Annotated in this window: 24 protein-coding genes and 1 pseudogene; 11 read left to right on the top strand and 14 right to left on the bottom strand. The window is 63.5% G+C overall.

Annotation, left to right across the window (positions count from 1 at the left end; all coding sequences use genetic code 11):
• Complete coding sequence (locus C7I87_RS17660) at positions 1–468, top strand: DUF4262 domain-containing protein (RefSeq protein ID WP_246696297.1); 468 nt, start codon at positions 1–3, stop codon at positions 466–468.
• Between the two features lie 121 nt (positions 469–589).
• Positions 590–1,630 (top strand): zinc-dependent alcohol dehydrogenase family protein, encoded by a 1,041-nt coding sequence (locus C7I87_RS17655; RefSeq protein WP_149905404.1) that lies wholly within the window; start codon positions 590–592, stop codon positions 1,628–1,630.
• An 18-nt stretch (positions 1,631–1,648) separates the two neighbouring features.
• Here C7I87_RS17655 and C7I87_RS17650 read toward each other — a convergent pair whose 3' ends face one another.
• Positions 1,649–2,539 (bottom strand): DMT family transporter, encoded by an 891-nt coding sequence (locus tag C7I87_RS17650; RefSeq protein ID WP_149905403.1) that lies wholly within the window; start codon positions 2,537–2,539, stop codon positions 1,649–1,651.
• A 106-nt stretch (positions 2,540–2,645) separates the two neighbouring features.
• Between C7I87_RS17650 and C7I87_RS17645 the strand changes: the two genes are divergently transcribed.
• The gene (locus tag C7I87_RS17645) at positions 2,646–4,049 is read left to right on the top strand and encodes an aminotransferase-like domain-containing protein (protein ID WP_149905402.1); all 1,404 of its coding nucleotides are present in this window, start codon (positions 2,646–2,648) and stop codon (positions 4,047–4,049) included.
• A gap of 4 nt (positions 4,050–4,053) precedes the next feature.
• Here the strand turns inward: C7I87_RS17645 and C7I87_RS17640 are convergent, their stop codons facing one another.
• Entirely contained in the window at positions 4,054–4,944 is an 891-nt protein-coding gene (locus C7I87_RS17640) for a LysR family transcriptional regulator (RefSeq protein WP_149905401.1), read from the bottom strand.
• A gap of 99 nt (positions 4,945–5,043) precedes the next feature.
• On the opposite strand from C7I87_RS17640, the gene C7I87_RS17635 reads away from it, so the two are divergent.
• Complete coding sequence (locus C7I87_RS17635) at positions 5,044–5,814, top strand: MFS transporter (protein WP_246696296.1); 771 nt, start codon at positions 5,044–5,046, stop codon at positions 5,812–5,814.
• Positions 5,815–5,859: 45 nt separating this feature from the next.
• Here C7I87_RS17635 and C7I87_RS17630 read toward each other — a convergent pair whose 3' ends face one another.
• The 3 genes from C7I87_RS17630 to C7I87_RS17620 form a co-directional block, all read right to left on the bottom strand.
• Entirely contained in the window at positions 5,860–6,357 is a 498-nt protein-coding gene (locus C7I87_RS17630; protein WP_149905400.1) for a MaoC family dehydratase, read from the bottom strand.
• 257 nt (positions 6,358–6,614) lie between these two features.
• Positions 6,615–7,043, bottom strand: coding sequence for a phasin family protein (locus C7I87_RS17625; protein WP_140711389.1), 429 nt, complete (start codon positions 7,041–7,043; stop codon positions 6,615–6,617).
• A 107-nt stretch (positions 7,044–7,150) separates the two neighbouring features.
• A complete protein-coding gene (locus C7I87_RS17620; RefSeq protein WP_149905399.1) occupies positions 7,151–8,446 on the bottom strand; it encodes a DUF445 domain-containing protein in 1,296 nt (431 codons plus the stop codon).
• Positions 8,447–8,723: 277 nt separating this feature from the next.
• On the opposite strand from C7I87_RS17620, the gene rirA reads away from it, so the two are divergent.
• Entirely contained in the window at positions 8,724–9,185 is a 462-nt protein-coding gene (rirA, locus tag C7I87_RS17615; protein ID WP_149905398.1) for an iron-responsive transcriptional regulator RirA, read from the top strand.
• A 32-nt stretch (positions 9,186–9,217) separates the two neighbouring features.
• On the opposite strand, the pseudogene C7I87_RS17610 reads toward rirA, so the two are convergent.
• From C7I87_RS17610 to hemP, 5 genes and pseudogenes are all read right to left on the bottom strand, one after another.
• Positions 9,218–10,010: pseudogene (locus C7I87_RS17610) on the bottom strand (heme ABC transporter ATP-binding protein).
• Positions 10,011–10,036: 26 nt separating this feature from the next.
• Entirely contained in the window at positions 10,037–11,134 is a 1,098-nt protein-coding gene (locus C7I87_RS17605) for a FecCD family ABC transporter permease (protein ID WP_149905397.1), read from the bottom strand.
• A gap of 5 nt (positions 11,135–11,139) precedes the next feature.
• The gene (locus C7I87_RS17600) at positions 11,140–12,048 is read right to left on the bottom strand and encodes a heme/hemin ABC transporter substrate-binding protein (protein ID WP_149905396.1); all 909 of its coding nucleotides are present in this window, start codon (positions 12,046–12,048) and stop codon (positions 11,140–11,142) included.
• A 10-nt stretch (positions 12,049–12,058) separates the two neighbouring features.
• Positions 12,059–13,120, bottom strand: a complete 1,062-nt coding sequence (locus C7I87_RS17595) for a hemin-degrading factor (RefSeq protein ID WP_149905395.1) — start codon at positions 13,118–13,120, stop codon at positions 12,059–12,061.
• Between the two features lie 24 nt (positions 13,121–13,144).
• A complete protein-coding gene (gene hemP, locus C7I87_RS17590; protein ID WP_149905394.1) occupies positions 13,145–13,354 on the bottom strand; it encodes a hemin uptake protein HemP in 210 nt (69 codons plus the stop codon).
• A gap of 199 nt (positions 13,355–13,553) precedes the next feature.
• Between hemP and C7I87_RS17585 the strand changes: the two genes are divergently transcribed.
• From C7I87_RS17585 to C7I87_RS17570, 4 genes are all read left to right on the top strand, one after another.
• Complete coding sequence (locus C7I87_RS17585) at positions 13,554–15,743, top strand: TonB-dependent hemoglobin/transferrin/lactoferrin family receptor (RefSeq protein ID WP_149905393.1); 2,190 nt, start codon at positions 13,554–13,556, stop codon at positions 15,741–15,743.
• Between the two features lie 2 nt (positions 15,744–15,745).
• Positions 15,746–16,183 (top strand): hypothetical protein, encoded by a 438-nt coding sequence (locus tag C7I87_RS17580; protein WP_149905392.1) that lies wholly within the window; start codon positions 15,746–15,748, stop codon positions 16,181–16,183.
• 91 nt (positions 16,184–16,274) lie between these two features.
• Complete coding sequence (locus tag C7I87_RS17575; protein WP_246696295.1) at positions 16,275–17,324, top strand: TonB family protein; 1,050 nt, start codon at positions 16,275–16,277, stop codon at positions 17,322–17,324.
• A 54-nt stretch (positions 17,325–17,378) separates the two neighbouring features.
• Positions 17,379–17,693, top strand: a complete 315-nt coding sequence (locus tag C7I87_RS17570; protein WP_149905391.1) for a heme-degrading protein HmuQ — start codon at positions 17,379–17,381, stop codon at positions 17,691–17,693.
• Positions 17,694–17,705: 12 nt separating this feature from the next.
• On the opposite strand, the gene putA is transcribed toward C7I87_RS17570, so the two are convergent.
• Entirely contained in the window at positions 17,706–21,314 is a 3,609-nt protein-coding gene (gene putA / locus C7I87_RS17565; RefSeq protein WP_149905517.1) for a bifunctional proline dehydrogenase/L-glutamate gamma-semialdehyde dehydrogenase PutA, read from the bottom strand.
• 162 nt (positions 21,315–21,476) lie between these two features.
• Between putA and C7I87_RS17560 the strand changes: the two genes are divergently transcribed.
• Entirely contained in the window at positions 21,477–21,929 is a 453-nt protein-coding gene (locus tag C7I87_RS17560; RefSeq protein ID WP_023769910.1) for an Lrp/AsnC family transcriptional regulator, read from the top strand.
• Here C7I87_RS17560 and C7I87_RS17555 read toward each other — a convergent pair whose 3' ends face one another.
• Positions 21,930–23,129 carry a cytochrome-c peroxidase gene (locus C7I87_RS17555; RefSeq protein ID WP_149905390.1) on the bottom strand — a complete coding sequence of 400 codons (1,200 nt, stop codon included), beginning with the start codon at positions 23,127–23,129 and terminating at the stop codon, positions 21,930–21,932.
• A gap of 7 nt (positions 23,130–23,136) precedes the next feature.
• The gene (locus tag C7I87_RS17550) at positions 23,137–23,586 is read right to left on the bottom strand and encodes a FixH family protein (protein WP_149905516.1); all 450 of its coding nucleotides are present in this window, start codon (positions 23,584–23,586) and stop codon (positions 23,137–23,139) included.
• A gap of 151 nt (positions 23,587–23,737) precedes the next feature.
• On the opposite strand from C7I87_RS17550, the gene C7I87_RS17545 reads away from it, so the two are divergent.
• The gene (locus tag C7I87_RS17545; RefSeq protein ID WP_149905389.1) at positions 23,738–24,670 is read left to right on the top strand and encodes a sugar kinase; all 933 of its coding nucleotides are present in this window, start codon (positions 23,738–23,740) and stop codon (positions 24,668–24,670) included.
• On the opposite strand, the gene C7I87_RS17540 is transcribed toward C7I87_RS17545, so the two are convergent.
• Complete coding sequence (locus tag C7I87_RS17540) at positions 24,667–25,689, bottom strand: aldose epimerase family protein (protein WP_149905388.1); 1,023 nt, start codon at positions 25,687–25,689, stop codon at positions 24,667–24,669. The genes C7I87_RS17545 and C7I87_RS17540 overlap by 4 nt on opposite strands.
• Positions 25,690–25,758 lie beyond the last annotated feature (69 nt).

Below are 25,758 nucleotides of genomic sequence, written 5' to 3'. Positions count from 1 at the left end.
GTGGCCGCCGATGCCGAGGAAGCCAAGACGCTGGCCGACATCGAGGCGTATGGCTGCCATATCCTGTATGTGCTGGAAGAAGGCGACGATCCACCCTTCGCCTACTCGGTTGGCATAGAGCACAACTTCGACGCGGCAGAACTCGTCGTTGTCGGCTTGAAGCCGGAAATCTCGCAGTCCATCGTCAACGAGTACTGCAGACGCGTGCGAGAAGGAGAGCTTTTCCAGCCGGGACAGCGAGCCTCGGGCTTCGTCAAAGACTTCGATTGTGAATTCGGCGCCGTTGATGCCGCACATTACCCCGAGTATTTCGGCTGGGATATCTGGTTCTACGATGGACACGACTTTCGCGTCATGCAGCTGATTTTCCCCAACCTCGACGGTGTCTGGCCATGGGAGCCCGAAGCCGACGACTGGTTCCGGGCGCGCCAGCCACTGCTCGGTACTGCACCGTCGTCACAGACTTAGTCATAGCGGCTGCCCCGGTCCGGCCGACCTGTCGGTAATGACGGAATCGATTTCCGCTTGACTAGGCAAGGAATCGGCTATCGTTCCGGCAGCGTGGGCTGTGTGAAGGGTGGAGTGACCGATGAAAGCCGTCGTCTTCGAGAAATTTGGCGAAGCGCCGACGATCCAGACCGTGCCCGATCCGAAGCCGGCGGCCGATGGCGTCGTCGTAAAGGTCGAGGCGACCGGGCTCTGCCGCAGCGACTGGCACGGCTGGATGGGCCATGACGCCGATATCCGCCTGCCGCATGTGCCGGGGCACGAACTGGCCGGAATCGTGGTTGCCGCGGGCAAGCGGGTGACCCGCTGGAAGGCAGGCGAACGCGTCACCGTGCCGTTCGCCGTCGGCTGCGGCCACTGCTTCGAATGCACATCAGGCAATCACCAGGTCTGCGAACACCAGTCGCAACCCGGCTTCAACGCCTGGGGCTCTTTCGCCGAATATGTCGCCATCGATCATGCCGACACCAATCTGGTGCGCCTGCCCGACGAAATGGAATTCGCCACCGCCGCCAGCCTCGGCTGCCGCTTCGTCACCTCGTTCCGCGCTGTCGTCGACCAGGGCCGTGTGACGCCCGGCGAATGGGTGGCGGTGCATGGCTGCGGCGGCGTCGGCCTGTCGGCGATCATGATCGCCAGTTCGATGGGCGCCAATGTCATCGCCATCGACCTCACCGAGGAAAAGCTGGACTTCGCCAGGAAGATCGGCGCCGTGGCGACCATCAATGCGTCGAAGACACCGAACGTCGTCAAGGCGGTCAAGCAGATCACCAGTGGCGGCGCTCACATGTCGATGGACGCGCTCGGCCATCCCACCACCTCGTTCAACTCGATCGCCAATCTGCGGCGGCGCGGCCGCCACGTGCAGGTCGGCCTGATGCTGGGCGAGCACGCCCGCCCGCAAGTGCCGATGGACAAGGTGATCGCCTTCGAGCTCGAAATCCTCGGCAGCCACGGCATGCAGGCCTATCGCTACCAGGCGATGATGGACATGATCCGCAACGGCAAGCTGAAGCCCGAACTGCTGGTCGGCAAGAAGATCAGCCTCGACGAAGCGCCCGCGGCCTTGATGGCGATGGGCGGGTTTGAAGGCATCGGCATCGGGGTGGTGACGAAATTCTAGCGAGGGTCGGCATCATCACTATGCAGCCGCACGCCGTGGCAGATCCCGCTTGGCGAATTTCTTCGCCCCGAACACGCAAAGCACCACGCCGAGTGTGACGACGATCATCAGCGGGCTGACCTGTTCATGCAGCAGCGTCGCCGCCAATGCGAGCCCGAAAAACGGCTGCAAAAGCTGCAACTGCCCCACCGCTGCAATACCGCCTTGCGCCAGGCCGCGATACCAGAAGATGAAGCCGATCAGCATGCTGAACAGCGAGACATAGCCAAGACCGATCCAGGCATTGGAGCCGACGCTGGCGAAGGATGGCGGCAGGGTAACCAAGGTCAGCACCAGCATGACCGGCAGCGACAGCACCAACGCCCAGCAGATCACTTGCCAGCCGCCGAGCTTGCGCGACAATGCGGCGCCTTCCGCATAGCCCAGGCCGCAGGCGATGATGGCCGCAAGCATCAGCCCATCGCCGACCGGCGAAGCCGTCACGCCTTGCGCAAGCGCAAAACCCGCCACCAGGGCACTGCCGAGGCATGAGAACAACCAGAAGGCTGGCCGGGGCCGTTCACCGCCGCGCAGCACACCAAAGATCGCGGTCGCCAGCGGCAGCAGGCCGACAAAGATGATCGAGTGGGCCGAGGTGACATGCTTCAGCGCCAGCGCCGTCAGCAGGGGGAAGCCGACCACCACGCCAAGCGCAACGATGATGAGCGACAGCAAGTCATGACGCCCGGGGCGCTTCTCGCGGAACACAAGCAGCAGCGCCAGGCCAAGCAGGCCGGCTATGACGGCGCGGGCCGATGTCAGGAACATCGGATCGAGATCCATCACCGCAACGCGCGTCGCCGGCAACGAACCGCTGAAAATCAGCACGCCGATAAATCCGTTCACCCAGCCGCTCGCCGTCTTGTCCATCACAGGCTCCATTGCTTTCGCCTTCTATCGTGCAGACGCCCATGGTGCAGCCAGAGACAATGGGGTACAATTCAATGAAACTGTAATGGCGGATAGAGCAGTACGGATGACGGACGTTGTTTTGGAACCCGATGGTGCACGCACCCTTGTGGAAAGTGTCATGGCGACCATCCGTCAGCGGATCGCCGCGCGCAGCCTGACACCGGGAACCAGATTGCCGTCGATCCGCGCCTTCGCAAAGTCCATGCAGGTGTCCAAATCCACCGTGGTAGAAGCCTATGAGCGGCTTGCCGCCGAAGGCGCGATCCGCTCCCGGCCGGGTTCCGGTTTTTATGCTGCCGGCTCGCTGGCGCCGCTGTCTTTGGCCGAGATCGGTCCCCGGCTCGACCGTGCCGTCGATCCGCTCTGGGTCTCCCGCCAATCGCTGGATGCCAGCGACGAGATCCTGAAACCCGGTTGTGGCTGGCTGCCGGCCTCCTGGATGCCTCAGGCCGCGCTGCGTCGTGCACTGCGCACCGTGGCGCGTGCAGACGATGTCGCGCTCGCCGATTACGGCACGCCGCTCGGTTTGCCGCCGCTACGCCAATTGCTGGCGCGGCGCATGGCCGGGCACGGCATCGAAGCCTCCCCCGAACAGATCATGCTGACGGAATCGGGAACCCAGGCCATCGACCTGCTCTGCCGGTTCCTGATCGAGCCCGGCGACACGGTGCTGGTCGACGATCCCTGCTATTTCAATTTCCACGCTTTGCTGCGCGCCCACCGCGCCAAGGTCGTCAGCGTCCCCTACACGCCGTCGGGGCCGGACATCGAGCTGTTCGCCCAGGCGCTCGCCGAACACCGGCCGCGCCTCTACATCACCAACTCCGCCATCCACAATCCGACCGGTGCGATCCTGTCTCCGGTGACGGCCCATCGTTTGCTCAAACTGGCCGACCAGTCGGATCTGACCATCGTCGAGGACGACATTTTCGCCGATTTCGAACATGCCCCCGCCCCCAGGCTGGCGGCGTTCGATGGCCTCAGCCGCGTCGTCCAGATTGGCAGTTTCTCCAAGACGCTGTCGGCGTCGGTCCGCTGCGGTTTCATCACCGCGCCCCGCGACTGGATCGAGGGCCTGACCGACCTCAAGATCGCCACGACTTTCGGCGGCGGACGGCTGGCGGCTGAACTTGTGCTGACGCTGCTGAAGGACGGCAGCTACCGCAAGCACATGGATCTGCTGCGCGCGCGCCTCTCGCGTGCCATGGACGAGACCAGCGCCCGGCTGAAGGCGATCGGCATCACCCCCTGGATCGATCAGCCAGCCGGGCTGTTCCTGTGGTGCGGCCTGCCGGATGGGGCGGACGCGGCCGAAATCGCCCGCCGCGCTCTGGCCGACAACATCGTGCTGGCACCCGGCAATGCGTTCAGCCTGTCGCAGTCCGCCAGCCGCTTCCTGCGCTTCAACGTCGCCCAATGCGCGGACGAGCGGATTTTCAAGATGCTCGAAACGGCGATGGCGCACTGATCGGTCAGCGACCCGCACAGACTTCCCGTACGCACTCGCGCAGCCAGCGTTGCGCCGGGTCGGCATCGAAGCGCGGATGCCAGAGCATCGAGATAGTGACGTCCACGGTAGCGACCGGCAGCGGAAAACTGTGCATGCCGGCGCGCGCTCCTGCCGTATGCCGCTCGGGCACGCTGGCGATCAGATCCGAGGCACGCGCCATGGCAAGTGCTGCCGAGAACCCCGAGACCATGCACACGGCCGTCCGCTGCAAGCCAATCGTGCCCAGGGCCTCGTCGATCGGCCCCTTCTCGCGGCCGCGCCTCGAGACGCTGATGTGCCGGCCGCGCGCATAGCGCTCAGGCGTCACCTTGCCCTCGGCCAGGGGATGGTCGGCTCGCACCGCGCCGATGAAGCGGTCGCGAAACAGCGCCTGAATGCGCACTTCGGGTCCGGTTTCGCCGGCAACGCCGATTTCCAGGTCAATCGCCGCTTCGCGCAGCGACATCGCATCCTTGTCGGACTTGGGCGCAAAACGCAGCCGCACGCCTGGCGCATCAGCCTCGATGCGGGCGACGAGCCGGGGCGCGAACTCCTCGACGAAGCTTTCGTTGGTGCGCAATGTGAAGATCCGGTCCAGGCTCCAGGGATCAAGCAACTCGGCCGGACGCAGCAGCACTTCCGCGTCCTGGACGACACGGCCGACCTGTTGCCGCAGTTCCTCCGCACGCGGCGTCGCCACCAGGCCACGCCCGGCGCGCACCAGCAGAGGATCGCCCGTTGCCTCGCGCAGCCGCGCCAGCGTCCGGCTCATCGCCGAAGGGCTGAGGCGCAGACGGCGCGCCGCGCGCGCCACGCTGCCTTCAGCCAGCAGGATATCGAGGGCAAACAGCAAATTGAGATCGGGTAATGTCATCGGTTTATCATAGCATGATATGGCGTTTGACGCACGGATAAGATGCAAATGCTGCGCCTTCCGCCGCATCGGGCACAAGACTAGATCTATGCCCTGGCATTGACGCTTGGCAGAGGCAATTTCGGCGTGCTCAATTTGGGCTTGCTGGTCGCGGCCGGTATCGGCGTCATCGTATTCGCCATCGCGCAGGCGAAGGCGAAAGCACCCCTTGTCCAACCCGCGAGCCTCTGCGATCCGCGGCGGAGTGCTGGCCTCGCCATGAGCTTGATCGTTGCCACGGTGATGATGGCAACCCTGGTGGTTGCTCCGTTCTACCTGTCGCGCGGGCTCGGCTTGGATGCCGCGATGGTCGGAATGGCGCTTTCGACCGGGCCGCTTGTCTCGACCCTGTCAGCGCTGCTGGCGGGGCGGCTGACCGATCGCTTCGGAGCTCACAGGATGATGGTCGCCGGCCTGCTCTGCCTCGCCACTGGGACATTCCTCCTGTCGCTTGCCCTGACCAAGCTCGGCATTGCCAGCTATGTCGTTCCAATCACCGTCACCTGCTTCGGCTACGCCCTGTTCCAGACCTCCAACAACGCCGCCGTCATGAGCGGTGTCGGTGCCGGCGAGCGCGGCGTCATATCAGGCTTGCTCAACCTGTCGCGCAATCTCGGTCTGATCACCGGCGCATCGCTGATGGGCGCCATATTCGCAGTTGCATCGGCCGGTACGAGGCAAGGAACAGGACAGGACGTTCTGAGTTCCGCTTCAGCCGCCCGGGGGATGCAGGTCACCTTTCAGACGGCAACGGCCCTGGCGCTGGTTGCGCTGCTGCTCGCGCTGTTCTCACTGCGCTTTGCAGGCCGTATACGGTCCGGGATGGCGTGACCCTTTTGGCTGTTGCCGGCCGCGGGCCGCCCAAAGGACCGCCGTTCAGGCCCCCGCCCGCTTACGGCGTTCGTAAAGCATGACGAGTGTTTCAGCCATCAGCGCCGGCTTTTCCTCGCCTTCGATCTCGACCGTGTTGGCTGCCTTCATCAGATACTGGCCTGGACCCAGGTCTTCCATGGAAAGCAGCGTCGTGCGCAAGCGGATGCGTGCGCCGACCCTGACCGGCGCCAGGAAACGCACCTTGTCGAAACCGTAATTGAAGGCGGCCTGCGTATTCTCGGGCACGATCCCCATTTCGAGGGCCAGTGCGCCGATAATCGACAACGTCAGATAGCCATGTGCGATCGTGGTGCGGAACGGGCTTTGCCGCCGCGCCCGTTCAGGATCCACGTGGATCCATTGATGGTCGCCGGTGCATTCGGCGAACTGGTTGATACGGTTCTGGTCGACCGTGGTCCATTCCGAGACGCCGAGTTCCTGTCCGGACATTGTTCTCAGCTGCTCGTAGGTTGGCGGCGTTTTAGGCCGTACTTCCGTCATTCCTGCTTTCCCGATCGCTTCCAAAGCTTCCGGACCACGAACCGGCGGCCTCTGTCAATTCGTACTGCGCAAATCCGTTCCGCCGGATTCGAGCTGAATCGTGCCATGCCTTGCCCCACAATGGCAGGCCAAATCGGATTTTCCGACCTTTCAGGCTGCCGGGAGCTCATGCCGTAGCGCTAATGCAACTATGTGCAAGGTTGCGGAATCGCGAATCGGCGTGCCGTGGCGAGGGGGTAACGACAGCCGATGAGAATCTACTTCTGCCCGTAACCGGCGCGGACCTCCTCCATCGCCTCCTTGATGCGCGCGCGCAGGATGTCGATCGATTCGGTGCCGGATTTCCTGGCCAGTTCAGCCACCTCACCGGCGTTCTTGAGCGCGGCCTCGAAGGATTTTCTGGCAAACTCCGTCTGCTTGGCCATGAGTTCCTGCGGATTTCCGGGTGCGCGGTAGCTCTGCGCCATGTCGGCGACCTCGCGCAGCGTGTCCTGCAGCATTTCGCGCTGCCTTGACAACAGCGAGGATGCCCCGGCCGCACTGGTCCGTGCCGCCTTCTCCAGCGCTTCGAGGTTCTTGCGATGATGGGCAAGGATCGCCTCGACATCGACATTGGGCACCTTCAGGTCACGGCCGAATCTGCCGAACATCTCCATGAAGGAATCGGATTCTGGTTGTCTGGCCATGACTGTCTTCTCCCCTGTTGCCGCGTTTGCGGATGCCCCCCCGACGGGAGAATAGCACTCGAACGCCGCGTGTCCATTTCGAACGCACGGCTGGCGATCGATACGGATCAATTGACCGGGAGCAGCAACTCGATCGCATAGAGCACGATGCCGGCCAGCCCGCCGATGATCATGCCGTTGAAGCGGATATATTGCAGGTCCCTGCCGATGTTCATCTCGATCAGTCGCGTCAGTTGGGCAAGATCCCAGCGCTTGACCTGGTCGGCGATGAATTTCGAGACGCCGCTCTTCTGGCTCTCGACGAAGGAGGCCAGCGCCACCACGAATCCTTGGTTCATGTCGGCGCGGATGTGCGCATCGCCGGCAAGATGTCGGCCGACCTCGACGAACATGTTGGCGAGATGCTCCCGGATCAGCGAATTCGGCGCTTTGGCATCCTGCTCGATGAACAGGCTGAGGCTCTCCCACATGTCGCCGGCCAGCGCCCGGACTTCGGGTCTGGCAAGGAAATCGCGTTTCATTTTCTCCGCTCGCTTGGCATATTGCTTGGACGTGCGCAGCCGTTCGACGAAACCTTGCGCGAAACGGTCGAATTCAGCGCGCATCGGGTGGTTGGGATCGGCACGCACCTCATCCAGCAGGGAGCCCGCCGAGGCGACAATCTTCTTCAGAAGATAGGCATCGGCGCGGAACAGATTGAACAGCGACGGCAGTTCCTCGCGGATCTTGTCGCGCATCGTCGCCAGCGCCTTTTCGTCGTTGAGGAACCGGCCGATGACCTTGATGAACTCGTCGAACAGTTTCTGGTGGCGGCGGTCGTCGGTGAGCGCCGACAGGAGTTCGGCGGCCAGCGGCGCCAGCGGCACCTTTTCGATCTGTTCGAGCATACGGCTGGTGACGAAACCGCGCAGGCCGGATTGTTCGACGGCGGCAAGCGTCTGCGGTACCAGCCGCACGACGAAGCGCGACAGCCCGGTGGCGCGCTCGGCATCGGCCAGCCAGTCGGCGACGAGCGCCGAAAAATCGACCTCGGCGAGTTTTTCACGCACCGGTTCCGGCGCCAGGAAATTGACCTCGATGAAACGGCCGAGATTGTCGGCGATGCGGTCCTGGTTTTCCGGGATGATGGCGGTGTGGGGAATCGGCAGCCCGAGCGGCCGTTTGAACAGCGCCACCACCGCGTACCAGTCGGCAAGGCCGCCGATGGTTGCCGCCTCGGCGAAGGCGGCGACGAAGCCGAGCCACGGATAGCTGCTCTGGAAGGACTTGGCCAAGGCGAAGACCAGCACGCAGAGTGCCAGCGCCGCTGTGGCGACGAACTTTGTCCGCCGCAGCGCGGAAAGCTTGGCGCCCGCGTCAGTATCGAAACGCACTGGCGCCAGGGACTGGTCCGATTGAGCCATGGATGGGCCGCTCCTCGTCGATCTCAGCCAATTTAGTGTTTCGGCGGCCAGAATGCCCGTGACAGCGATTATCCCCGTGGTTTCGCGCCCGACCACGCACATAAAGTTGACGAGAATATTCAGCTATAATGCGAAGCCAGTCTGGAATTGTTCCAAGGTATAGGCCATATTCGGTCGAGGCCAGTGTGGTGAACCCGAAAATTCGGATGAAGCCGCGCGCCGGCAAAGTTCTAGACTCTGGCATGGTTGCAGCGTGCCAGCGCTTTGTGAGGATGAGATGCGGCTTACGCGCCAAACCAACTATGCCATGCGCATCCTGATGTATTGTGCCGCCAACAATGAACGGTTGAGCCGCATCCCGGAGATCGCGGCCGCCTATTCGGTGTCGGAACTTTTCCTGTTCAAAATCCTGCAGCCCTTGGTCGAGAACGGCCTGGTAGAAACTGTCCGCGGCCGGAACGGAGGGGTACGGCTCGGCCGTGCCGCCGAATCGATAAGCCTGTTCGACGTGGTGCGCGTGACCGAGGAAAGCTTTGCCATGGCGGAGTGCTTCGAGAACGACGCGGCCGAATGCCCGCTGGTCGACAGCTGCGCATTGAACTCGGCCCTGCGCGAAGCGCTCAACGCCTTCTTCGCCGTGCTTGCCCGCTACACGATCGCCGATCTGGTGGCGGCGCGGCCGAATGTGCGCAACCTGCTCGGCATCGACCTGCTGGAACGCCGCGCGCCGGCAGCTTGATCCCTGTCGCGTCGTGCGAGGTCGGCTGAATATCAGCTGACCGACGATTGCGGGAGCACGAACGGCATGTTGGCGGCCGGCAGCACCCCGACCTTGAGCCGGCAGTCGAACACTTTCTCGATCAGATCGTCACTCAGCACGTCCCACGGCGAGCCGGTCGCCGCCAACCGGCCGCGATGCATCACGAAGATGCGGTCGGCAAACATCGCCGTCAGGTTGAGGTCGTGCAGGATCGCGACCACGCCGCCGCCTCTTCTGGCGAAGTCGCGGGCGATGTTCATGATGATCAGCTGATGCTTGATGTCGAGGCTGGAAACCGGTTCGTCGAGCAAAAAGATAGCGCGGCCTGCCGTCGAGCACCGGCGCCCATACCTGGCACAGCACGCGCGCAAGCTGGACGCGCTGCTGCTCGCCACCGGAAAGCTCCTGGTAGAAACGGCCGGCAAAACCGTCGAGATCGACGCGAGCCAGCGCCCGCTCCGGCAGGCGTTCGTCCTCGCCGGGCAGCACGCCGGAGCGGCTACTGACAAGGCCAAGCCTGACGATCTCGCGCACGGTGAAAGGAAAGGACAAGGTCGTTGCCTGAGGCAGCACCGCTCGCACGGTCGCGGCCTCGACCGGCTTCATCGTCGACAGCTCGCGACCGTTGATGACGATCCGCCCGGTATGGGCGAGATCCCCCGACATCGCCTTGAGAAAAGTTGTCTTGCCCGATCCGTTGGGGCCGACGATGGCCGAGATTTCACCCGGCCTGACTTCGAAATCGACGTTGGCGACAATGCGCTTCTTGCCGATCGCCACAGAAACATCGCGCGCTTCGATCATGAAGCACTCCTCCAGGGTCTCAAATCTCACAAATCAATCACGCCACGCTTGCGCAGCAGGATCCACAGGAAGAACGGCGCGCCAGCGACGGCGGTGACGATGCCGATCGGCAACTCGGCCGGCACCACGATGGTGCGGGCGACCGCATCGGCCAGAAGCAGCAGCGAAGCGCCGAGCAGCGCCGAGGCCGGCAGCAGATAGCGGTTGTCGGGACCGATCAGAAGGCGCAGCAGATGCGGTACGACGATACCGACAAAGCCTATACCGCCGCTGACGGCGACCGACGCGCCCACAGCCGCCGAGACACCGACGATCGCCGTGTATTTCAGCCGTTGCACTGGAATGCCGAGATGGCCGGCTGTCGCCTCGCCGAGCGCCAGCGCGTTGAGGCTGCGGGCCAGGAACGGCATCGCCGCAAGTGCCAGAACGATGATCGGTCCGACGGAGCTGATCTTAGGCCACGTCGCACCACCGAGCGATCCCAACTGCCAGAACGTCAGGTCGCGCAACTGGCGATCGTCGGCCATGAAAATGAGGATTCCGGTCATCGCCATGGCAAGTGCCGTCAGCGCGATGCCCGCGAGCAGCATGGTGGCGACCGAGGTTTGCCCGCGTCGCGTCGCGATCTGATAAAGCACCAATGTGGTGGCGAGGCCGCCGAAGAACGCCGCAAGCGGCAGCGCAAGCGTGCCGAGCAAGGCGGCCAACGGTGCCAGCATGGTCCCGCCAAGTACGACGACGGCCACAGCGCCAAGGCTGGAGCCGGCTGAAACCCCGATCAGGCCGGGATCGGCGAGCGGATTGCGGAACAGCCCTTGCATGACCGCGCCGGATACTGCCAGCGCCGCGCCGACCAGCACGCCGAGAATGACGCGCGGCAGCCGGATATCGTAGACGATCAGGCTGTCTCGCGCGTTGAGCGCCGCATCGCCGGGAACGATGCCAAAGAGCCAATCCCCGATGACGGTCACGGCGGATGCGTCCGACGCCCCGAATGTGAGCGAAAGCAAGACGGCGATCGCCAGGCACAGGCACAGCAAGAGGATGACGAGGCGGGCGCGACCGGAACGATCGCCTTCGGATGCATTCGCCTTCACCGGGCCGGCGATCGATTGATCGACCATGATGCTCAGTCCGTGACCTGTGCGCCATAAAGCGACACGGCGAGGTCGTGGATGGCGTCGGCCGTTCGTGGCCCAAAGCCGAGCAGATAGGCGCCATCGATGCGGATCAGCTTGCGCGCGGTACCGGCCGGCGTCGAAGCAATGGATGGATTGCCGAACACTTCGTCGTCCGAGACCGGCGGCCCGGCGTTGCTCATCATCAGGATCACGTCCGGCCTGGCGGTGATGATCGCTTCGTCGGACAGTTGCTTGTAGCCGGAAAAGCCCTCGATGGCGTTGGCGCCGCCGGCTAGCTCGACAATGCCGTTGGCCGCGGTGTCGCTGCCGGCCGCCATGATCTTGCCGCCCTGCATCGAAAGCACGAACAAGACACGTTTGCGCTCCTTGATCGAGGCCGTCTGCTTCTCGGCCGCCTTCAGCCTGGCGTCGACCTGCTTGGCCAAGGCTTCGGCCTTTGCATCGGCGCCAAGCGCCTTGCCGACGATGCGAATCTTGTCGAGGATGCCTTCATGATCGTACCGATCGGGCACCTCGATAAACTGGACGCTCGTCTTCTTCAGCACGTCGACGGTTTCCTTGGGGCCGCTGCCGTGCAATGCCAGTATGCCTGTCGGATTGACCGACAAGACACCTTCCGGCGACAGCTGGCGCATGTAACCGACATCGGGCAACTCACGTACTGCTTTCGGATAGAGGCTGCTGGAATCTCGCGCTACCAGATGTTTTTCCTCGCCAAGCGCATAGACGATTTCGGTGATGGACCCGCCGATGGCGGCGATCTTCGAAGGATCGGCGAAAACCGAAACGCCTTCGGCGGCGCCGGCTGGTTGCATCGCGGCGAAAGCCAGGGAAAAGCCGATCGCGGAACCGATCATCGATCCGCGCAGGGCGGACGGTCTCGACACAAACCGCATTACACTTTCCTCAGGCTGCCGTCGGGTTTGGGATGCGCGGCAGCTGCTCGGCCAGGAACCGCCAGTCGTCGCGTTCGCCCTCGCCTTCATGGCGCTTGCCGAAGAACTGGATGATCATGTCGCCATTGGCGGCATAGACCTCGAGCGAGGTGACATGGCCGTCCTTGGTTGGCTTGCGCACCGCCCAGACCTCATGGATGTGGTCGGTTCGCAGATGTAGATGAAAGGTCTCGTCCAGCACGTTGATCCATGGTCCCATTGGCTTGATCGACTTGATCGGGCCGGAATGGATCTGGATGCAGCCGCGGTTGCCCACGAAGCACATGATCGGCATCTCGCTTTCGACGGCGTGATGGAACATGGCCCGCACCGCGTCATTGTCGAGCAGCCAGGCATAATCCTGGCCAACCATGCGCACCGCCTGGCGGCGGCTGAGCTTCAACGTCTTAAGCATGCCGAAGAACTGGTGCACGTCCGTCAGCCGGCCCCAGCGGTCACGCAGATCGTCCAGGCTTGCCGTCGATGTCCCGGCCTCGCTTTCTTCGTCGAGAACGGATCCCGAAATGTCGACCATCGGCTCCTGGTTCGACGATCCCAGCGAGGCGACCAGCTTCTGGTAGCCGTAGAGGCTGGAGGACGGGCGCAGATGCACCTTGTGCACCGCCTCGCCGGCCGCATCGAAGAACTGTAGGCTGCGGCGGATGTCGTCGCCGTCCCGCTTTTCCACGGCGAAGCCATGCGCCCAGATTTTCGGGAAGATGCGCAGGTCGATGTTCTCGCCAAGCACCATCGCATTGTGATTGCCGGTGACGACCTTGTCGTACACGCCGATCTTTTCGTGCACGGCGCTTTCGTTGCGGGTCAGCGCCATGACCTCGCCAACGGCCTCGAGACCGGTCAGAAGGTCGTTGACGCGCGGCTCGACGCGAATGACGCCGTCGCCGCAATGCGCGGCTACCAGCTCGGCCTTCGAAACGCCGAGCTGGGCGGCCAGGTCACGCTCGCGCGTTTTCGGATTCTCCGTCCGGGCCCGCCGGATTTCATGCGGAGCGGGTTTTACGCGCTGGTCCATGTCTTTACCCCTGATGCCTTGCCCTTACTTGTTGAGGATGAGCTTGCCCTGGCGGGTGATCTTCAGCCGGTAGAGCGCCCCACGATGTTCGATGCCGATCTCGTGTTCGCCCTGGAACAGCGTGTTGCTGGACAGCGTGCGCACCGCCAGAGGAACCCGTTCGAAGCGGGCTGCAGTGGCATCATCGGAACGGCGGACGCGATAGCGAAAATCGTTGGGATTGTGCGTGTTCATCTGGGTCGATCCCTTTCCTGTGCCGGACATCTTGCTAGGCGTTGCGAAATTGCCGATTCATTTCTTGACTTGAATAATCATGTTTATTAGTCAGTGCAATACCGGACTAATGAGTCAACATTTAAGATGCCGGATACGATCAAAAATGTCAGCGAGCCCCGCGCCAGCCAGCATGGAACCTGGGATTTGGAGTTGGGGCATGGGATTGATGAATTGGGAACGGCGCGGCCGGTGGACGGCGAACGGCGCGGCGGCTTTGCTCGCAAGCGTGGCGGCGATCGCTCTATCCGCGCCATCGGCGCACGCGCAACAGGCGACGCAGCCGGCGGGCGGGCAGACCGATCGATCGAAGAAGACTGACCAGGAAAAAGTAGCTCCTGCGGGCGCGACGCTGCTCGACAAGATCCTGGTGCTCAGCCGCACCGGCGAAACGGCGATCGAATCGCTGGCCTCGGCCAGCCATGTCGACCAGCAGCAACTCGACCGCCGCATGGCGACGACGCCAAACGAGATGCTTTTCGGTGTACCCGGTGTCGCGGCGCAGGCAGACGCCAGGCGCGTCAGCACCAGCGTCAACATCCGAGGCCTGCAAGATTTCGGCCGCGTCGCTGTGATCGTCGATGGCGCGCGTCAGAATTTCCAGCGCTCCGACCACGGCACGCAGTCGACCTTCTATATCGATCCCGAACTCGTCAAATCCGTCGACGTGATCCGTGGTCCGGTCGCCAACACCTATGGTTCAGGCGCCATCGGCGGCGTCGTCTTCTTCGACACCAAGGACGCGGAAGATTTCCTCAAGCCTGACGAGACCTGGGCCGGTTCCGTCGCCGGACGCTACGAAAGCAACGGCAAAGGTTGGACATCAAGCGCATCCGGCGCCTATCGCATCAATGAGAACTGGGACGTGTTGGGCAACATCGTCTACCGCGACTACGACAACTACAAGGACGGCGGCGGCGACACCGTCAATGGCACCGGCTTCGATGTGCTGAGCGGCCTGCTCAAGACCACCATCCGGCCGACCGAGAACAGTGAACTGAAGCTTGGCTGGGTCGGCTCGAGCGACGGCTGGGACGAGACCAGCGCCGGCGTGCCTGTCAATGATGTCGACCTGAAGTCGAACACCTTCACGGCCCGCTACAACATCACCGACGAAGACAAGAGCTGGCTCGATCTTCACATCAACACCTCCTACAACAAGACAAATCTCGACCTGACCAGTCTTGTCCCGCAGAACCGCTTCGATCCGGTGACCGGTCTCCCCGTGGTGCTGCCGGCAGGATCACGGTCGACATTCGATGTCGGCACGACCGGTATCGATATCTGGAACACGTCACGGTTCGAAACGAGTGGCATCGCGCATGAACTGACCTATGGCGGCGACTGGGTCGGCGACAACGTCAAGACAGGCGGCGCGGCCGGCGGCGACAGTTTCTACACCCCTTCGGGCAAGCGCAATGTGTCGGGCGCCTACATCCAGGACAAACTCACATGGCCCTGGCTCGAAGTCATCGCCGGCCTGCGCTACGACAGCTACAGCCTGAAGGATGACACGCACGATATTTCCGGCGACAGGCTATCGCCGCGCGTCACGGTCGGTGTCTCGCCGTTCGAGAGCGCCGGCCTTGCCGGCCTGCAATTCTATGGCACCTATGCGGAAGGCTATCGCTCGCCTTCGATCACGGAGACTCTGATCAGCGGCAACCATCCGGCAGGCGTCAGCTTCCCGTTCCTGCCCAATCCAAATCTGCGGCCTGAAACCGGCAAGACGACCGAGTTCGGCGTCAACTACAAGCAGAACGACATCTTCGAGGCTGGCGACGCGCTTCGTCTCAAGGCCACCTACTTCAACAACGATGTCGACGACTATATCGAAGGTGTGACCCTATCACCGTTCGCTCCAGGCAGCGGCTGCCCCTTCGGTCCCGGCATCCCGATCTGCTTCCGGTATCAAAATTTCGCCAAGGCCAGGATCAACGGTTTCGAGCTGGAAGGCGTTTACGACGCGGCATGGGGCTATGCCGGCCTCTCGGCCTCGATCACGGATGGTCACACCGTTTCCTACAAGGGTGTGGAAGCCGACCTCGCCACCATTCCCTCCTCTCAGGTCACCGCTCAGCTCGGCTTGCGTTTCCTCGAGGATAAGCTGACCGTCGGTGGCGAAGTGCAGTACAATGGCAAGCCGAAGGGCAATGCGGTGGCAACCGACTATACGCTGGTCAACGCCTTCGCCAGCTATCAGGCGACCGACAATCTGAAAGTCGATTTCCGTGCCGACAATCTGTTCGACGTCAAATACGCCAACCCGCTGAATGGCAGCACGACCATCGCTGTCTATGAACCCGGCATCACGCTGAAGCTGGCGGCAACCATGCGATTTGGAGGCTGACCATGACGAGCTTGACGACTTCCCTTCGTCTACTGACCTCGACGCTGGCGATGTCGCTTGCGACGGTTCCGGCGTGGGCTGAACAGTCCGCGCCGGTCCTGACCCTCGAACTCAATGCCGCACAGCCTTCCGACAAGGGCTGCCGCCTGACCTTCTTGGTCAGCAACAATCTCGGCGCCGACCTCACCAAGGCGGCGTTCGAGATCGCGCTGTTCAACGAAGCCGGCGTCGTCGACCGGCTGACCGTGCTCGACTTCAAGGAGCTGCCGGCAGGCAAGACCAAGGTGACGCGCTTTGACCTGGCCGCCACCGACTGCACCAGGGTCAGCCGCGTGCTGATCAACAGCGCGACGGAATGCGCCGGTACGGGCATCGAACCAGCCGCGTGCATGCGCAAGCTGAAGACGGACACCAAGACCGGCATCGCTTTCGGCGTCTGAGGTGGGACTGCATCCCGCCTTTGCACGACATATGGTGGCCCGGCCCCTGGCCGGCCTTCTTCTGTTTGAGCCAGTCCATCTTGATTTGACAATGACGCCTGGGTCGCTGCATTTTCCGCCGCGCGACATGCAGAAACCCAGTCCCCTCCCCGATGCCGGCGACCAGTTGGCGATCGTGCCGGCCGAGCCGCTTGCCCAAATGCGGCCGCCTGCCGGCAACGGCAAATGGGTGACGGCGATCGCCATCTCCGGCCTGCTCCATGCTGCGGTAGCGGCGGCTTTTCTGATCTCGCCGGCCCGCACATTCGATTCCAGGGAGACGGAGCAGTCCGAAGGCGGCGATCACACAGGCGACAAGGTGGCCGGGAGTGCCCTGGACAAGGACCCTACGGCAATAAATGTCAGGCTGGTGCCGAACCAGCCCCCGGTCAATCCACGTCAGGCGGAGGCGGTGAGGGCAGCACCGCCGACAGAACCTTCGCAGCCCGTGCGGAAAACCGCGACACAGGATCGCGAGCCTGTCCGGGATGCCGTAAAGCAGGCATCGCAGCCCTCGCGGGAGCCCGCCAAACAGCCTGTGGTCACGCCCGACATATTGGCGACGGCAAGATCGCGCCCGGACGACCAGAGCGTGGCCGCCAGGAGCGAAACGCCGGCGCAGCCGAGCGTCCAAGCCGAAACGGTCGAAATGCCTGTCGCCGTCCCGGACCAGCCGCCGATCCCCTATGCAAGGCCAACTCCGGCAGCCGTCCCTGCGATAGCCGAAGCAGGGGATAAAAGGAGCGGCACGGCCGATGGCCAGGATCGGCCGGCGCAAGCGGCCAGCAAGGGCAAAAGGCAGAAAGAGGCCGGCAGCGCCGCGGAAGGCAGCTACCGCGGCGACGTCTTTCGAAAGCTTGGCAGCGTCAATCGTACTCTCCCGCCTTCGCTGCAACTGGCCGCGCGTAACAATGCGGTTGTCGCATTCGTCATAGGTCGGAAGGGCGACATGGATCAGTTGCGCATCCTGGAAAGCTCAGGATCGGCGACTTTCGATGAGGCCGCGCTCGGCATCGTGCGCAAGGCTGCTCCCTTCCCTCCAATTCCGCCACAGGCCGGGACTCCGAGTTTGGAGTTCGAGGTCGGGATCGGCCCATTCTGAATGGGCACGGAACAAACGTTGCGGGCCATTAATTATCCGCATGAAAGGAACCCCATGTACATCGCCATGAACCGCTTCAAGGTGCAGACCGGCTCCGAGGCCGATTTCGAAGCCGTGTGGAAGAACCGCGATTCCAGCCTCGCCGAGATGAAGGGATTCCGGGAATTCCATCTGCTGCGCGGCCCGGTCAACGAGACCGAAGGCTACACGCTGTTTGCGTCGCACACGGTGTGGGAGAGCCACGACGATTTCGTCGCCTGGACCAAGTCGGAGAACTTCCGCGCTGCCCACCGGAATGTCGGCACGACGAAGGTCCATTATCTCGGCCATCCTCAGTTCGAGGGCTTTTTCGTCGTCGAGGGCGCGTAAGTACCGACCAGTCTATGCAGCGGCCAAGAGGCTGGCATTACCGCCCGCCGCTGTGGTGTCGACACAGACCGCCCGCTCATGCGCATAGGCCGCCGGATTGAGCACCTCGCTGACCAACGGCACGATCGGCCCGCTGCGCTCGGCGATGACCTTGCGCACGATGCGCGCCGCCTCGGGTGTGCCTGAAAAAGCAACGACATCGACGTGCAGCGATCGCGCCTCGACAGGATCGGGGCGACCATCGATGGCCGCCAGCGGCAGGCCTTTCCCGGTCAATGCGGAGAGTGTCGCCGGGGCACCTGGCGCCACGGCCAGCACCGCATTGCCGGCGGCGAGCGCCTGGATGGTCTGCGTAAGCAGCGTGTCGGCGTCCGGCCCCAGGCACAGCACGCGGCCGCGCGGCGACAGCGACAGCGTGTTGGCCTCGCCGGTCGGGCCGGGCAAATCGACCTGGCCGAAATCGATGCTGGCGGCGGCACCGATCGCCGCCGCGCCCTTGCCGCGCAGATGCTTCCTCAGAATGGCGATCCGGTCCGGCCGCGTCGACCAGCCGCCAAGCGCCGGATCGGGCAGATTGTCGGCAAGCTCGGTCGCCGTCACCTTGTGGCCTTCGCCGACTTCGGTGCCCGCTTCCGGCCCTTTGCGGAAACGCCTGAGATAGTGCGGCCCGCCGGCCTTTGGCCCGGTGCCGGATAGGCCCTCGCCGCCAAATGGCTGCGAACCGACGACGGCGCCGATCTGGTTACGATTGACGTAGATGTTGCCGGCATGGATGCCGTCGACGAAATGCTGCACGCGGCCTTCGATGCGGGTGTGCAGGCCGAAGGTCAGGCCATAACCCTTGCGGTTGATGGCGGCGATGACGGCGTCGATCTGGTCGGCGTCGAAACTGGCGACATGCAGCACCGGCCCGAACACCTCGCGTTCCATCTCCTCTATGCCCTTGACCCTGAAGACATGCGGCGCGACGAAACGTCCGTCCTTGGGGGCTTCCAGCTTGGCGATCAGCCGGCCCTCCAGGCCCTTCTTCGTGCAATAATCGCGGATCGACGCCTGCGCCTCATCATCGATGACCGGTCCGACATCGGTCGAGATCAGCCAGGGATCGCCGATGTTGAGCGCCTCCATGGCGCCCTTCAGCATCTCCAGCATCTTCTTCTCGACGTCTTTCTGCACATAGAGCACGCGCAGCGCCGAGCAGCGCTGGCCGGCGCTCTGGAAGGCCGACGCCAGGATATCGCGCACCGCCTGCTCGGGCAGCGCGGTGGAATCGACGATCATGGCGTTGAGACCACCGGTCTCGGCGATCAGCATCGCGTCCGGCGCGGCGGTCTCGGCCAGCTGTTTCTCGATCAGCTTGGCAACCTCGGTCGAGCCGGTGAAGCAGACGCCGGCAATACGCGGATCCGCTGTCAGCGGGCCACCGACCGATGGGCCGTCGCCGGGCAGGAGCTGGATGACGTCTTCCGGCACACCGGCCTCGCGGAGCATCTCGACGGCACGGAAGGCGATCAGCGGGGTCTGCTCGGCCGGCTTGGCAATCACCGAATTGCCGGTGACGAGTGCTGCCGCGATCTGGCCGGTGAAGATGGCGAGCGGGAAATTCCATGGCGAAATGCAGACGATGACACCACGCGCTTGCGTGCCCGCCTCGGCGTTCGCCGCCTCGGTGGCGTAGTAGCGCAGAAAGTCGACAGCCTCGCGCACTTCGGCGACGCCGTCGGCCAGCGATTTGCCGGCTTCGCGCGTGGCGAGCGCAAAGAACTCGACCGCATTGGCTTCGTAAAGGTCGGCCGCGCGGTTCAGGATGCCGGCACGCTCGGCGACCGGCCGTTTTGCCCAGGCCGGCTGCGCCTCCACCGCGATGCGCACGGCGGTCGCTACTTGCTTGGCGGCGGCCTCGTGAACCGTGCCGACGACCTCGGAAGGCTTTGCCGGATTGACGATCGGGCGCTGCTTGCCGTAGCCGGCGGCACGCGTGATCGGCTTGGCGTGCCAGCGATCGGGACCCGCGAACGCCGCCCTGGCCTGGTCGATATCAGCCAGCGTCACCGTATCGGTAATGTCGAACCCTTTCGAGTTGCGACGCCCCGCGCCAAAAATCTGGGAAGGCCGGGTGATCGCCGGATTGGCGGCGGGACCCTGGCTTTCGACCGTTTCCAGCGGATCACGCGCGATGTCCTCGGGCTCGACGTCCTCGTCGGTCAATTGGTGCACGAAGGAGGAATTGGCCCCATTTTCCAGCAGCCGCCGAACCAGATAGGCAAGCAGGTCGGAATGCGCGCCGACGGGCGCATAAATGCGGCAGCGCGTACCCTCCGACCGGCTCACGGTTTCGTGCAAGGCCTCGCCCATGCCGTGCAGGCGCTGGAATTCGAAAGTGTCGCGGTTGTCGACCATCGACAGGATGGCGGCGACGGTGTGGGCATTGTGGGTGGCGAATTGCGGATAGATTCGGTCGGTCATGCCAAGCAGCTTTTTCGCGCACGCCATGTAGGAAACGTCGGTGTTGGCCTTGCGCGTGAACACGGGATAGCCTGACAGTCCGAGCGTCTGCGCCCGCTTGATCTCGGTGTCCCAATAAGCGCCCTTGACCAGCCGAACCATGATGTTGCGGTTGTACTTCTTGGCCAGCGCATAGAGCCAGTCGATGGTGAAAGCCGCGCGCGGGCCATAGGCCTGCACGACGACGCCAAAACCGTTCCAGCCGGCGAGCTCCGGCTCGGCCAGCACCCGTTCGATGACGTCGAGCGACAGATCCAGGCGGTCCGCCTCCTCGGCATCGATGTTGAGGCCCATCCGCGAATGCCGTGCGGCCAGAGCCAGAGACAGCAGCCGCTCGGCCATCACAGGCAGCATTTCTTCCTTCTGCGCCACCTCGTAGCGCGGATGCAGGGCAGAAAGCTTGACCGAGATGCCATGGTTGAAGCGGATATCGGGTCCGTTCGAGCCGGAATCGAGCGAGGAAATGGCATCGGCATAAGCCTTGTGGTAGCGCAAGGCATCGGCCTCGGTACGGGCGGCCTCGCCCAGCATGTCGAAGGAATAGAGGTAGCCCTTCTGGATCATCGGCCGGCCGCGCTTGACGGCTTCGGCGATGGTGCGGCCGAGCACGAACTGCTCGCCCATCTCGCGCATGGCGGCGGCCACCGCCTTGCGGATGACCGGTTCGCCAAGACGGCGCACCATCGAGCGCAGCGTGCCTTCGATGCCGCCCTCGCCTTCGTCGAGCACGCGGCCGGTCAGCATCAGCGCCCAGGTCGAGGCGTTGACGAAGATCGAGCTTGAACCACCGGAATGCGCCGACCAGTCATGCGGCGCGATCTTGTCGGCGATCAGATCGTCCATTGTCTCGGTGTCGGGCACGCGCAGCAGCGCCTCGGCCAGGCACATCAGCGCCACGCCTTCCTTGGTGGAGAGACCGTAGGCGGAGAGGAAGACTTCCATCAGCCGCGGATCGGTGGAGCCCCGCACCGCCCGCACCAGGTCGGCCGCACGGGCCGAGATCGCCTTGCGGTCTCCGGCCGAAAGCCCGGTCGCCTCGGCTAATCGCTTAACCGCGGCGTCTTCGTCGGGCAAATAATTGGCACGGATCTGCTGGCGGATGGCGTCGAACGGCATGGCGGTCCTGTGAGCAAGCATAAGGGAACGGGCCGGCGATCACCGGACCGAATGGCGCAAGCTAGCACAAGTGCCAGATTTCAGGCGGTCTGAAAAAATCGACAGAGCAGCCCAACTGATCTATGATTTCGCCATAAATTACCTATTCGGGCTGTGTTCTCGATGACAGAAGACCAATTGGACCGCATCGACAGGAACATCCTGTCGGCACTGGCCGGCAATGGCCGGCTTTCCATGTCCGAACTGGCGGCAAAGGTCGGTCTTTCCAAGACGCCGGTGCAGGCGCGGGTGAAACGATTGGAGAAGGACGGCTACATCAGGGGCTACCAGGCGATCATCGACCGCGAGCGCATGGGCGAAGGCCATGTCGCCTTCGTTCAGGTGAAGTTGTCGGACACCCGATCCGCCGCGCTCGATGCCTTCAACCGGTCCGTACAGGCGGTGCCGGAGATCGAGCAGTGCCACATGATGGCATCGAGCTTCGACTATCTCCTGAAGGTCCGCACCAAGGACATCGCCGCCTATCGCCGCGTGCTCGGCGAACGCATCTCGGCCCTGCCCCACGTCGCCCAGACCTCGACCTTCGTGGCAATGGAGACGGTGAAGGACCGGTAATCACTCCGTCAGTGTCTTCAGGAACGCCACCAGGGCGGCGCGCTCGCGGTCCGATAGCTCCAGCGGGTGAATTTCGGATGTCCCTTCGACACTTGGCGCCGCCTTGGCGTAATGCGCCACCACCTCGTCGAGCGATGAAAACTGCCCGGCATGCATGTAGGGCGGCCGTGTCGCCGCACCGCGTAGCGACGGCGTCTTGTAGGCGCGTACCAGTTCCGGCGCATCCTTGACCATGAAGCGCAGCTCGCCGCAGGCACTGGCCTCGCCATCGCGATAGGCGCCGAAACAGTTGAACGGGTCGGCCTCGACCTGGGCTACCGCGTCTACGCGCCCGCGATCCGGCGGTAGATCCGCGACAGGCGGCACACCCGTGTTGTGAAACCCGTTGTCGGTGAAGCGCGGGCCGTTGTGGCAGGTCACGCAATTGGCCTTGCCGATGAACAGTTTCAGCCCAAGGATTTCTTCCCGCGAAAAGGCCGCATCGCCTTTCGGCTCGGCACCTGTGGCGAGGTCCAGCGCAAAGCGGTCGAAGCGCGTCGGCGCCGGTTCGATCGAGCGTTCGAAAGCGGCGATCGCCTTGCCGATATTAGCATAGACGCTGTTGACGGCATCACGCTGCGCGCCGCTCATCGCGTTCCAGGCAGCCTTTTCGGCATTGCTTCCAAGCGGGCTGGCATTCAGGGGAATGCCAGAAAAATCGGGCAATGGCCCGAAAATGCGCTCATAGCGTTCGCTGAAGCGCGCCTTCATGTAATGCGCGTAGGCGGTGCGGTTGCCTGCCTGTTCCAACGGGTTTTCGAGCGGCGTCAGCGCCTGCGCCCACAGGCTGTCGCGGCGGCCATCCCAGAAGAACCAGGGGTCGCGCGCCACACCGGCCAATGGCATGGTGCGCCGGTTGGTGCGGCCAACCCCCACCGCTTGCGGCAGGTCGTCCTGGAATTGGCGGTCGATCTTGTGGCAGGTCGAACAGGACACCGTGCCGTCGCGGCTCATCCCAGCGTCGAAGAACAGCGTCGAGCCAAGTGCGGCAGCGGCCGGCACATCCGCAAAGCGATTGGTGGTGTCCGGTTTCAGCGCCGGCAGTGTGTTCAATGCCAGCGAAGCAATCGTCTTCTTCTCGGCGTCGGAAAAATCCGGCTTGCCGCAACCGCCAAGGAGCACGGCCACCGTCAGCGCCAGAAAGCAGAAAAGGCGCCTCATCGACCGCTCACAGCACCACGTTGAACAGCACAGTGTCGGAGCCCGCGCCGGACGATATGGCGAAACGCAGTTGCCACAAGCCGCTCATGGTGAATTTGAGCCCCTCTATGCGATAACGGCCCTCGCCGAGATAGTCGGTCGCCTGCGGACTGGTCGGCAGACCGTGATTGTGTTGCGGCATGCCGCCGGAGATGGCGATTGCGGCTCGCTCCACCGAAGCGCCTGTCTTTGTCTTCAGCGTCAGCACCCAGGATTCCAGCTCCCCCTGCCGCACCACGCCGCGTTCCGGCACGAAGCTCGCTACATACAATCCGTTGTCGGTTTTCTTCGTCCGCGAGATATCCGGGCCGACCGGCTGTGCCGAATGCGGCGCCGTCAGATAGACGGCCGCGAGAACGCCGACCAGCAAAGCCGCCAGACCAAGACCTGCCAGGAGATAACGCCATAACGATGCCAAACCGGTTCCTCTTCTGCGGACAACGTTCTGCCGGGTGGATCGCATCCCACCGGCCTGTGGGAAAACGCTGTGGCGCAAAAATGCCTGCTTGCCAAGCATGGCGCTGCGTCCGGCAAAAAGCTACAGCACCCAAATCACTGGAGGATTGCAGATGGTGGGAAACGGCGTCGCCTCGATCGGCGAATGCATGCTGGAACTGTCGGGCCAGACCGGCCCGAACTGGCGCATGGGCTTTGCCGGCGACACGTTCAACACGTTGTGGGCGCTGCATGCGCTGAGCGGCGACCGGCCCGCAACCTATGTCTCGGCTTTCGGCGACGACCCCTTTTCGCAAGGTCAGATCGCTTTCTTTGCCGAAAACGGCATCGGCATCGGCTCCAGTCCGGTGATACATGGCGCGCGCCCCGGCCTCTATGCTATCACGCTGACCGGTGCCGAGCGCTCTTTCACCTACTGGCGTGGCGACGCCGCCGCCCGCCAGCTCGCGTCGGATCCGGCGGCACTGTCGAAAAACCTGGAAAATCAGGCGCTTGTGTACTTTTCTGGAATCACCTTGGCAATTCTGGATGACGCCGCACGCACGGCACTTCTGGCGGCTGTGGCCAAGGCACGCGCGGCGGGCTCGCTGATCGCCTTTGATCCGAATTACCGGCCACGGCTCTGGCGGCGCCGCGAAGATGCGCAAGCGGCGATCTTCGAGGCGCTTGCCGTCACCGACATCGCGCTGCCGACCTTCCCGGACGAGCAAATGCTGTTCGGCGATGACACCCCGCAATCGACCGCTGATCGCCTCGGTCAATTGGTCAATGAGGTCGTGGTCAAGAACGGCGAGGCGCCGGCGTTGATCGCCGAGGGCGGAGCGCTGGGGGAGGTCGCCGCGATCCATGTCGCGATGCCCGTGGACACGACAGGTGCCGGGGATTCCTTCAACGGCGGCTATCTCGCCGCACGGCTTGCCGGTTTTGGCCCGGCGGACGCTGTCCAGCACGCGCACCGCGTTGCCGCTGCCGTCGTGCAGGTCCGCGGCGCACTGGCGCCGTTCGAGACGCTGCAGGCGGCGTTCGGCAAGGTCCTGAAAAGCTAACCTTGCCGGAACCGGTATTCGGTCACATGATGATAGATCGCCCCCGGCCATAGGGTCGCCTGCGGGAAATAGGGCCGGTTCGGCGCGTCAGGCCATATTTGCGGCTCCAGGCAGAAGCCGCTGAGGGCTCTGTAATTGCGTCCTTCCAAGCCGGTGCGTGGTGTCACATATTGCCCGGTATAGAGCTGGACACCGGGCTCCGTGGTCCAGACTTCCATCTCGACGCCGGAATTCGCCCCTTGCGTCCATGACGCTTGCCGGAGCGGTCCGCGCGCTGAGGCAAGGCAGAAATTCTGGTCGTAGGGAAGCTGCTCCCCCTCGGTCTCCATGCGCAGCGGCCGCGCCTGGCGGAAATCGAAGGGCGTGCCATCCACCGGCTTGACCACGCCGGTCGGGATCATGTCGCCGTCGACAGGCAGATAGGCGCCGGCATTCAGCATCATCCTGTGGTCGAGAATGTCGCCGGTGCCGCCATCATCGAGGTTGAAATAGGAATGCTGGGTGAGATTGCACGGCGTCGGCTCCTCGCAGGTCGCCGTCAGTTCGACGCTGAGCGTGCCGGGAATTTTCAGCCGGTAGGTGCAGGTAACGTCGAGCGCGCCGGGAAAGCCCATCGCGCCGTCGGGATCATGCAGTGTGAGCGTAACGAAATCCCGGCCATGCAGCGAAACCGCCCATGGCCGGTGGGAGTAGCCTTGCGAGCCGCCATGCAGCGTATGCTTGTCGAGGAAGTTGCGCTCGGTCTGGTAGCGGTTGCCGCCAATTGTGAAACGGCCCCCACCGATGCGGTTGGCGTAGCGCCCAACCACCGCGCCGAAGAACGCGGTATCAGTCTCATAGGCTTCAAGATTGCTATAGCCGAGCACCAGCGGCGCATCGTGCCCGGTCAGGCGCAGATCCTGGACGATGGCGCCAAACCCGATGATGTTGGCGGTGAGACCGCCGCCCCTGATGGTGAAGCGGCGGATCGGTTCGCCTGCCTGTGTCGTGCCGAAAACCTCGCCGTCCTTCATCATCATGCCCGCAAATGCCAGTGGATCCAAAGGACTTCGGCTGGTTCATCAGCCTGGGGCAAGTTTACCAGCCTG

This window comes from Mesorhizobium sp. SARCC-RB16n (assembly GCF_008520305.1).
Lineage (GTDB): Bacteria > Pseudomonadota > Alphaproteobacteria > Rhizobiales > Rhizobiaceae > Mesorhizobium.
Note: the sequence above shows the minus strand (reverse complement) of the source record. Positions and strands in the feature narration are given on the sequence as shown.